Here is an 8,957-nt window from a genome sequence, read left to right as displayed (position 1 = left end):
GGCCGGTAGACGGCGCAGACCGTGCCGCCCTTCGTCGCCGTGACGCTCACCGGTTCCAGGGCCGTCGGGATCGCGCCGTCCGCGAAGAGGCGTTTGCCGGTGCCGAGGATGACCGGGTGGGGGTGCGGCGGTACTCGGACGTCAGAGTGCGGGATGCCCACACTGGCCGAACGAATCGGTCAGGACCTGAACGTGCCTGCCACGACGCGCCCTTGACACCGGTCTCGGCCTGCGGGACGGTCTGCGCAACTGCGCGCAACCGACTCAAGGGGAGTACGTGATGACGTTACGGTTCGTCGGGATCGACCCGAACACTGGCGGCGAGGGATCACCGACGGTGTGGGTGGAAGAGGAGAGCGCGGACCTGGTTCTCCAGGGTGAGGAAGCCGACGTCCTCCTCAAGGCCCTGGTCGGTTCCACCGAGTGGGTGGCCGGACACAGGACGGGGATTCCACCGCACGAGCGGGTGATCCGGTTTCCGTTCCGTATGGTGCAGATTCTGAGGGAGGCGTGCGATGCCGCTGAACGCACAGCAGCTGGACACCGCGACGTTCGCTGAGCTTCTCGCCGACACCCACCACACAGCGGTCCACCTGGAGATGCGCGACCTGTACGCCGTCGGCGACGAAACGGAGGACTACGCCGCTTTCCTGCGCACGGGCGTAGCGAACCTCGACCCGGCTCGCTCGTTCTGGCCCCAGTGGATGCCGCTCGTGACGGACGCGGTCGCCCGTGGCGTGGTCATGCGCCGTGCGCGGATTGTCTCCGAGCCGGTCACCGACTACATCCGCTACGAGCACGCCATTACCCCTCTCAACCTCCGGGCCGGAGAGGACGTGCGCTGGCTTCCCCGCCGCCGCGCCTCCGACATTCCGCTGCCCGGTAACGACTTCTGGCTCCTGGACGGCCGACTCGTGCAGTTCCACCACTTCACCGGCACCGGCGACTGGGCACCGGACGGCAAGGAGCGCACCACCGCCCCGGCCGCCGTCACGCTGTGCCACGCCGCCTTCGAGACGGTGTGGGAGCGCGGCATCCCGCACGAGAAGTACACCGTCCAGGCCCCCTGAGCAGCCCCATGACCGCATCTCCATCGTCCAGTGCACAGGCAGCCCGTGAGGCGCTGGCCGTGCGCTTGCAGCACCTGCGAAAGGACGCCGGCCTCACCGGAAAGGACCTCTCCGCCCGGTGCGGCTGGCATCCCGCGAAGACCACCCGCATCCAGAAGGGCGACGCCCCGCCCTCCGACGCGGACATCCGCGCCTGGTGCGCGGCGTGCGGCGCGGACGACCAGGCCGACGACCTCATCGCCACCGCCCGCGCCGTCGACTCCATGTATCTGGAGTGGCGCCGCCTGCATAAAGACGGGATGCGCAAGGTCCAGCAGGACTGGAACACCCTGCACGAGCAGACCCGCGTCTGCCGCGTCTACGTCTCCAACGTCCCGCCCGGCTTCTTGCAGACCCCCAGCTTCGCTACCGCCCTCATGGAGCAGATCACCGCCTTCCAGGGCACCCCCAACGATGTGGCCGAAGCGGTCGCCGCCCGCGTCGCGCGCTCCCGGTTCCTCTACGAGGGCGGCCACCGCTACGTCGTCCTCGTCGAGGAATCCGTCCTGCGCTACCGCACCGCCGCCCCCGACGCGATGCGTGGCCAGCTGCGTCACCTCCTGACGGTGATGCCACTCGCCTCCGTCTCGCTGGGGATCATTCCGTTCACCGCGCGACGCACGGTGTGGCCGCTGGAGGCGTTCTACCTCCACGACGACACCACCGCCGTGGTGGAGACCTTGACGGCGGAGATCAAGGTCAAGCAGCCGCGCGAGCTCGCCGATTACGCCAGGGCGTTCACCGGCCTGGCGAAGATGGCCGTCTACGGCGACGCAGCCCGCGACCTCATCCGGGCTGCGATCGACGCCCTGGAGTGAAGTTCCGCAATTGCCCGCAATCTCGTTGAGGCTGGACCGGTGGCATCCGTAGCGTCGAGCGAGCACCACTCGACACCGAGAGGAGCACCACCATGAGCACCGCAACGACCGAGCTGCGCCGGTTCCTGACCATCACCGGCCAACGCTTCACGAACGGCCGGAGCGCACCCGAAATGTTCTCCCCGGCCGTGGACAAGGCGTGGCACGACCTGCTCGGCACCCCGGCCTACGAGGCCCTGTGCCTGGAGAGTGCCGGGCGGCCGATCCGCCACGTCCCGAACAATGGCCACGGCCCGATCGCCTGGGTCACCACCTACGAAGAGGCGTACGGGCCGCTGCCAGAGATCTGGTTCACCGACGCCGACGGCAACGTCGACCGGGCCGCCATCGCCCGCTACCGGGAAAGCGGAATCGTGGTCGCCGAGTGGGACTGCGGTCCCGCCGGTGGCGACGGCGACATCGCGCCCGACCAGCCGGAGACCACCCGCCGGTGACCACCAAGCGTGCCAGCGCAGCGCCCCGGCCCACCGCCGGGGCGCTGCGCCTCGTTGAGGCCGGCACCGCCCGGCCCCGGTCCGTGGACATCGGTGAGTACGCACGCCGGATGACCGCTCACTGCCCCTACCTCGCCCCTTCCCTCGGACGGGGTCTGACAACGTGGACGGTTTACCGCGCCGAAGGTGACGCCGAAGCCGTCCAGGCTGAGCTCTTCCACGCGGGCGTCCAAGCCGCGGAGTGGCTGAGGCCCTTGCTGAGCCGGCCCCACGGCCTTCTGCGGTGCGAGAACATCGTCCTGGTGGGCGAGGTGCCCGGCACCGGACACAGGGGCCTGCTGGCCTGGCCGCACTGGGTGCTGAAGAACGTCTACGGACCGGTCGGGGTGATGTTCGGCAAGTTCTACGCGGGCGAAGAGGAGGTCACCGGGGCCGGCCACCGGACCCCGGCCGCCCCCGCCTCGTTCCTCCCCGTGCGGGCCGCCGTCCGCCGCCGCGACCCCCGCTTCCTGCACGCGACCCCCGACCTGGCCGCCGCGCTCGCCTCGGCCGACGACGACGGACGCGACGTGTTCGAGCACATCCCCACCCAGTGGAAGGACATCCGCACATGGGCCGGGTTCCACATCCCCCCGCCGAAGCCCTCGCCCTCCTCGCCGGCCACACCGGCAACCCGGCCGCGATCCAGCTCCTGAGCGACCGGCGCGGCTCCCGGGCCTGGAAGGTCCAGGGCCCCCGAGGAGCGGTCGCCGTGAAGGCCAACAACCCCGACGACGACACCGCCCACGAGAAGGCCGCGGAGATGGCGCAGGAGGACGACCATCTCCTGCGCCTCACGGCCGCAGGAGCCCTCAGCCCCGACTACCGGGTGGGCGCCGGGACGTGGGAGGCAGGCAGGTGGCTGGCCGTCAACTGGATCGACGGCACAGCCCTGTGGCACGCGCTCGCCCCGGCCCGTAGCCCGGAAGGAGACCGCGCCTCGGTCCGGTCCGGGCTCACGGGCATCGCCCGCAGCTGGACACACCACCTCGCCCGGATGCACGCCGCCGGCTGGGTTCACGCCGACGTCCAGCCCACCAACACCCTCGTCACGAACGACGGCCGGGCGGCGGTCATCGACTATGCCCTCGCCTGCGGCCCCGACGACCACCGCCCTGTTCCGTACCGGGGAGCCCTCACCCACACCACCGCCCCGGAGATCGCCACCGCGATCCTCACCGCCCCCGCCGACACCCACATCCAGGCGCACCCGGCCGCCGACATCTGGAGTCTGGGCGCCTCCCTGTTCTGGTGCTGGACCGGCCACCGCCCCGTCCGCTACGACGAAGCCACCGACCGACCGGAGAAGCTGGCGGCCATCGCCAAGGGCACCACCACCGCACCGCGCGATGTCCGCCCGTGGCCGTTCCCCGCGTTCGAGGACGCCATCACCGTATGCCTTGCCCCCGACCCCGCCGACCGGCCCACCGCGACGGAACTGGCCACCGCATGGTGACCCTGCGCGCCCTGCGCCCCGACGACGCGCGCGCCCTCACCCGCGTCTACAGCGGCGCCTCCATCCGGCACACCACCGGCAAACCTCTCACGCTCGACCAGGCACACCAGAAGATCCGCGCAGCCCTCGGCCGAGCCGCTGAAACCCCGCGCGCACAATGGAGCTGGGCCATCCTCACCGCGCACGAGATGATCGGCATGATCTCCCTCCGGCGACGCACCCCCACCGTGGGCACCATCAGTTACATCCTCCGCGAAGACACCTGGGGCCACGGCTACGCCACCCAGGCCGTGTGCCAGGTCGTCTCCGTAGCCTTCACCACCGCCGGCCCGAACCGGCTGGAGGCCATGCACCACCCCGACAACCCCGCCTCCGGCCGCGTCCTGGCCAAAGCGGGGTTCGTCCGCATAGGCACATCCGACCGGCAGACCGACAACGGATCCGTCCCGTACGAGCTGTACGCCTTGGAGTACGACGAAGCCGAACCAGGCCACCCGGTCCGTTGTCCCTATGGTGGCTAGAAGCTGTCGTACGCAGGCCGTCCCGCAGGCCGGTAGACGGCGCAGACCGTGCCGCCCTTCGTCGCCGTGACGCTCACCGGTTCCAGGGCCGTCGGGATCGCGCCGTCCGCGAAGAGGCGTTTGCCGGTGCCGAGGATGACCGGGTGGATGGTGAGGCGGTACTCGTCCACCAGGTCCTCGCGCATGAGGGTCTGGGCCAGGTCGCCGCTGCCGACGACGTTGATGTTGCGGCCCTCGGTCTGCTTGAGGCGGCGTACGGCGTCGGCGGTGCCGCCCTCCAGGAGGGTGGAGTTCTGCCAGTCCACGGATGACAGGGTGCGGGACGCCACGTACTTGTGCATGGAGTTCATGCGTTCCGTGAACGGGTTGTCCGGGTCGGCGGTCGGCCAGTACGAGGCGAAGATGTCGTACGTCTTGCGGCCGAGGAGCATCGCGTCGGTGTCCTCGTACCAGCCGGCGATCGCCTCTCCGACGCCGTCGTCGAACGTGGGCTTCTGCCAGCCGCCGTGCGGGAAGCCGCTCTCGGGGTCCTCGTCGGGGCCGCCGGGGGCCTGCATCACGCCGTCGAGCGTCAGGAACGTGGAGACGATGATCTTGCGCATGGTGTGTGCTCCTCTCGTCGTGGGGTAGAGCGGTCGGCGCGCCGGTCTCAGCGGACCACGTCGAAGACGTTTTTCTGGATGCCGTTCGGGTACGCCTCGTGCTCCACGAGCTTCAGGTGCTGGGTGTCCTTGTCGGCCGTGCTGAACAGGCGCTTTCCGGCGCCGAGGAGGAGCGGGAAGACCAGGAGGTGGTAGCGGTCGATCAGACCGGCGTCCGAGAGCGCGCGGTTGAGGGTGGCGCTGCCGTGGACGATGACCGGGCCGCCGTCGGTCTCCTTCAGCGCGGCGACCTCGTCCAGGGAGCGCAGGATGTGCGTCTCGCCCCAGGTGTCCACGAGGCCGTCCTCCGTGAGCGTGGAGGACACCACGTACTTGGGCATCGCCTTGTAGCCGGCGAACTCCTCCATGCCCGGCCACACGGGGCTGAACGCCTCGTAACTGACCCGCCCCATCATGAGCGCCCCGGCCTCCTCCTGCTCCCGGCCCTTGATCCCGTACGCCTCGGGCAGGAAGTCGATGCCCTTGAAGGTCCAGCCGGAGTTCCGGTAACCGGGCTCGCCGCCGGGGGCCTCCACGACGCCGTCGAGGGAGACGAAGGCGGTGCTGATGAGTGTGCGCATGACGTCCTCGGGGTATGGGCCGCGTTCGTGCGGCGGGCTTTACACGGGTTCAGACTGTGCGGTGCGGGAAAAGTCATCGGTCCGGCGCCCGGACGGGTCCCCCTGATGGCAGAGTCCGTGCACATGATCGATGACGCGGCGAAAGACCGTCTCCACTACGTCCTGCGCACCGCGCGCGAAGCCATGGTCTGGAAGCTCGACGGGCTCGGGGAGTACGACATCCGGCGGCCGTTGACCTGGACCGGGACCAATCTACTGGGGCTCGTCAAACACCTGTCGTTCTGGGAGGCCCGCTACTTCGGGGACGTCTTCGGGCGGCCGTTCCCCGAGCCGCTTCCCCGGTGGGACGACAACGAACCGGCCAGCCGGGACATGTGGGCCGCCGAGGGGGAGACACGGGACGAGATCGTCGGCCTGTACCGGCGGGTGTGGGCGCACACCGACGCGACGATCGCCGCGCTGCCGCTCGACGCGCCCGGCCGGGTGGAGTGGTGGCGGCAGCCCGAGGTGCGGCTGTTCGACGTCATGGTGCACATGCACGGCGAGACCGCCCGCCACGCGGGCCACGCCGACATCCTCCGCGAACAGCTCGACCACGCGACGGGCAGGACGGCCGCGTACCCCGAACCGCAGGAGGACGACGCGTACTGGGAGGCGCACCGCGCGAAGGTCGAACGCGCGGCGAGGGCGGCAGCCGAAGGCGCGTAACGGGGGCGCCCGGGCCCAAGGGGCCGCGGCGGACCCGTTGTTATCGGGTTGCGCGGCCGGCCGGGCGCGGCCGAGGATCTGCCCATGACCACGACCGCTGTTTCCGTGCTGCCGCTGACCTCCTCCGCTGCCGCGGGGCGGGGCCGGCAGCAGCCCGGCCGTCCGGGGAGGCCGGCACCGCACCGCGCGTGAGCGCGGCCCTGGTCGCGGGGCTCCTGGCCGGCTATGGCATCGCCATGCCCGTGGGAGCGGTCGCGACGTATCTCGTGGCCCTCACCGCGCGGACGTCGTTGCGGGTCGGGACGTGTGCCGCTCTGGGCGTCGCCACCGCTGACGGCCTGTACGCGCTCATCGCCGTGATCGGGGGCTCGGCGCTCGCGCCCGCCCTCCACCCGGTCACGGCGCCTTTGCACTGGGCCTCGGCCGTGGTGCTCGTCGCGCTGGCGGGCCGGAGTGCGGTGACGGCCCTCGTCCAGTACCGGGGGCGGGCGGCCACGGACAGCGATGACCGCGGGCAGATGAGTCCGGTGCGGGCCTACGCGGCATTGCTGGGCATCACGATGATGAACCCGATCACCGTGATCTACTTCGCGGCGCTGGTGCTCGCCGGCCAGGGGACCACCGCGCCGGACCACTGGAGCCAGGCCGTGTTCGTCCTGGCTGCCTTCGCGGCCTCCGCCAGTTGGCAACTGCTGCTCGCGGCGGGCGGAGCCCTGCTCGGCCGGGTGCTGACGGGCCCCCGCGGCCGTCTGGCCACCTCCCTGGTGTCGTGTGCCGTCATCGTCGGACTCGCCGCCCACCTGCTGATCGCCCGGTGAGGGGCGGCCGGCGCCCGGGTGCTGAGGCCGGGCTGCGCCGCGCGGTCTCACTCCGCACGGGAGGCCCGCCCGCGCAGCGCCTTCACCTCGCGGTCCGCCTGCCACGCGTCCGCGACCGGACCCAGGTGGCCGAGCTTGTCCGGGTTGATCACCGAGCGGACCGTCCGGATGCGGCCGTCCAGCACGTCGAGGGACAGGATGTGGAGCACGCGGCCGTCGCGCACCCGGAACAGCGCGCCCGGCCGGCCGTTGACCTCGCGGGGCTCGCAGGTGATGCCCGCCTCGGCCATGAGGGGGTAGACGGTGGCGAGCAGCCGGGCCGCGTTCTCCGCGCCGACGACGGTCCTGGCCAGCTGCGGTGCCTTGCCGCCGCCGTCCCCGACGAGCCGGACGTCGGCGGCGAGCAGGCTCCGCAGCCCCTCCACATCGCCCCGGGACAGCGCGTCGAAGAACCGGCCCGCCAGCTCCCGCTGCTCCGCGCGGTCCGCCTCGAACCGGGGCCGCCCCTCGCGCATGTGGCGGCGGGCCCGTACGAGCAGCTGGCGGCAGGCCGCCTCGGAGCGGCCCACCGCCGCCGCGATGTCCCCGAAGCCGAAGGCGAAGACGTCCCGCAGCACGAACACCGACCGCTCCAGCGGACTCAGCCGTTCCAGGAGGAGCAGCGACGCCATCGACACCGAGTCCGCCAGCTCGGCCGCGCGCGCCGGGTCCGCGTACGGGTCCTCCAGCAGCGGCTCCGGCAGCCACGGGCCCACGTACTCCTCCCGCCGCACCCGGGCCGACCGCAGCACGTCGATCGCGATCCGGGTCACCGTGGTGGACAGGAACGCCTTCACCGAATCCGGCCGGGTGGCCGAGGCGTCGTACCGGAGCCAGGTCTCCTGGACGGCGTCCTCCGCCTCGGTGACGCTGCCCAGGACGCGGTACGCGATCGAGAACAGCAGCGCCCGCAGCTCCTCGAACTCCTCGGCCTTGCCCATGCGCGGTTCCCCTTCCGTGGTCGTCCGGATCAGTGGAACTGTCCGGGCCGGTAATCGCCCGCCGGCTGCCGTGTGATGACGTTCAGCCGGTTCACCGCGTTCATGAACGAGACCAGCATGACGAGCGCGGTCAGCTGCTCCTCGTCGTACAGCCCGGCGGCCCACGCCCACGTCTCGTCGTCCACCCCGGCCCCGGCGTCGGCCGTACGCGTGCCCTGCTCGGCGAGGGCGAGGGCGGCGCGCTCGGCGTCGGTGAAGACGGCCGCCTCCCGCCAGGCCGCGACGAGATTCAGCCGCACCGCGCTCTCCCCGGCGGCGACGGCGTCCTTCGTGTGCATGTCGATGCAGACGGCGCAGCCGTTGATCTGGCTGACGCGGAGGGCGACGAGCTCCTGCGTGGCGGCGGGCAGCGGCAGGTCCTTCACCTCCCGGCCGCACGCCATGAAGTACTTGAGCGCTTTGCCGGCGACGGGGTTGGCGAAGTAGTCGAGGCGAGCGTTCACGGTGTGCTCCTCGGGGTCGCTGTGGTGCGTTCATTCCCGGGACGAGACGGCGGGCGAGGCTGTGACACCGGGGCGCGCGGTGTGACGCGGGTCTCGTGCGCGACACCGGCCGTACGCGTACGGCTCCGGGCGGCCCGGCCGGGCGTCCGCGCGGTGTGCGCCGGCCGCGCGGGCGAGGGGCCGGGGCCCGCAGCGCGGGGGAGACGCGGGCGCCACGTGTGCGAGGCGGGGCGGGGCGCCCACGTGCGGCGGCGGGCGTGGGCGGTGCGCAGGACGTGTGAAGCACCCG

13 protein-coding genes and 1 pseudogene are annotated in these 8,957 nt (G+C 71.7%); 9 read left to right on the top strand and 5 right to left on the bottom strand.

What is annotated here, in order from left to right; all coding sequences use genetic code 11:
- A pseudogene (locus tag FKN01_RS33395) lies at positions 1–145 on the bottom strand (dihydrofolate reductase); the annotation flags it as partial.
- A gap of 135 nt (positions 146–280) precedes the next feature.
- Here FKN01_RS33395 and FKN01_RS25965 point away from each other — a divergent pair.
- From FKN01_RS25965 to FKN01_RS25935, 7 genes are all read left to right on the top strand, one after another.
- On the top strand, positions 281–559 hold the full coding sequence (locus tag FKN01_RS25965; protein WP_143624692.1) for a hypothetical protein: 279 nt from the start codon (positions 281–283) through the stop codon (positions 557–559).
- Positions 516–1,070: a DUF6879 family protein gene (locus FKN01_RS25960; protein ID WP_143624690.1), complete on the top strand. Its 555-nt coding sequence runs from the start codon at positions 516–518 to the stop codon at positions 1,068–1,070. The genes FKN01_RS25965 and FKN01_RS25960 overlap by 44 nt, the downstream gene beginning before the upstream one ends.
- An 8-nt stretch (positions 1,071–1,078) precedes the next feature.
- Positions 1,079–1,927 carry a helix-turn-helix transcriptional regulator gene (locus FKN01_RS25955; protein ID WP_143624688.1) on the top strand — a complete coding sequence of 283 codons (849 nt, stop codon included), beginning with the start codon at positions 1,079–1,081 and terminating at the stop codon, positions 1,925–1,927.
- Positions 1,928–2,019: 92 nt separating this feature from the next.
- On the top strand, positions 2,020–2,421 hold the full coding sequence (locus FKN01_RS25950; protein WP_143624686.1) for a hypothetical protein: 402 nt from the start codon (positions 2,020–2,022) through the stop codon (positions 2,419–2,421).
- Entirely contained in the window at positions 2,418–3,116 is a 699-nt protein-coding gene (locus FKN01_RS25945) for a DUF6875 domain-containing protein (protein ID WP_143624684.1), read from the top strand. The genes FKN01_RS25950 and FKN01_RS25945 overlap by 4 nt, the downstream gene beginning before the upstream one ends.
- Positions 3,032–3,916 (top strand): protein kinase domain-containing protein, encoded by an 885-nt coding sequence (locus FKN01_RS25940; protein WP_143624682.1) that lies wholly within the window; start codon positions 3,032–3,034, stop codon positions 3,914–3,916. The genes FKN01_RS25945 and FKN01_RS25940 overlap by 85 nt, the downstream gene beginning before the upstream one ends.
- Entirely contained in the window at positions 3,910–4,437 is a 528-nt protein-coding gene (locus tag FKN01_RS25935) for a GNAT family N-acetyltransferase (protein ID WP_143624680.1), read from the top strand. Before FKN01_RS25940 ends, FKN01_RS25935 begins: the two co-directional genes overlap by 7 nt.
- On the opposite strand, the gene FKN01_RS25930 is transcribed toward FKN01_RS25935, so the two are convergent.
- Positions 4,434–5,039 (bottom strand): dihydrofolate reductase family protein, encoded by a 606-nt coding sequence (locus FKN01_RS25930; protein WP_143624678.1) that lies wholly within the window; start codon positions 5,037–5,039, stop codon positions 4,434–4,436. The genes FKN01_RS25935 and FKN01_RS25930 overlap by 4 nt on opposite strands.
- Before the next feature lie 47 nt (positions 5,040–5,086).
- Positions 5,087–5,659 carry a dihydrofolate reductase family protein gene (locus FKN01_RS25925; RefSeq protein WP_143624676.1) on the bottom strand — a complete coding sequence of 191 codons (573 nt, stop codon included), beginning with the start codon at positions 5,657–5,659 and terminating at the stop codon, positions 5,087–5,089.
- 123 nt (positions 5,660–5,782) lie between these two features.
- Between FKN01_RS25925 and FKN01_RS25920 the strand changes: the two genes are divergently transcribed.
- Together FKN01_RS25920 and FKN01_RS25915 are read left to right on the top strand one after the other, a co-directional pair.
- Positions 5,783–6,367 (top strand): DinB family protein, encoded by a 585-nt coding sequence (locus FKN01_RS25920; protein WP_185992987.1) that lies wholly within the window; start codon positions 5,783–5,785, stop codon positions 6,365–6,367.
- Positions 6,368–6,555: 188 nt separating this feature from the next.
- On the top strand, positions 6,556–7,185 hold the full coding sequence (locus FKN01_RS25915) for a LysE family transporter (RefSeq protein WP_185992986.1): 630 nt from the start codon (positions 6,556–6,558) through the stop codon (positions 7,183–7,185).
- Positions 7,186–7,232: 47 nt separating this feature from the next.
- On the opposite strand, the gene FKN01_RS25910 is transcribed toward FKN01_RS25915, so the two are convergent.
- The gene (locus FKN01_RS25910; RefSeq protein WP_143624672.1) at positions 7,233–8,165 is read right to left on the bottom strand and encodes an RNA polymerase sigma-70 factor; all 933 of its coding nucleotides are present in this window, start codon (positions 8,163–8,165) and stop codon (positions 7,233–7,235) included.
- Between the two features lie 29 nt (positions 8,166–8,194).
- Positions 8,195–8,668 (bottom strand): carboxymuconolactone decarboxylase family protein, encoded by a 474-nt coding sequence (locus FKN01_RS25905; protein WP_143624670.1) that lies wholly within the window; start codon positions 8,666–8,668, stop codon positions 8,195–8,197.
- Positions 8,669–8,957: the final 289 nt, after the last annotated feature.

The sequence above is a fragment of the Streptomyces sp. 130 genome, from assembly GCF_007096885.1.
Taxonomy (GTDB): Bacteria; Actinomycetota; Actinomycetes; order Streptomycetales; family Streptomycetaceae; genus Streptomyces.
This window is presented reverse-complemented; position numbering and strand designations above follow the sequence as displayed.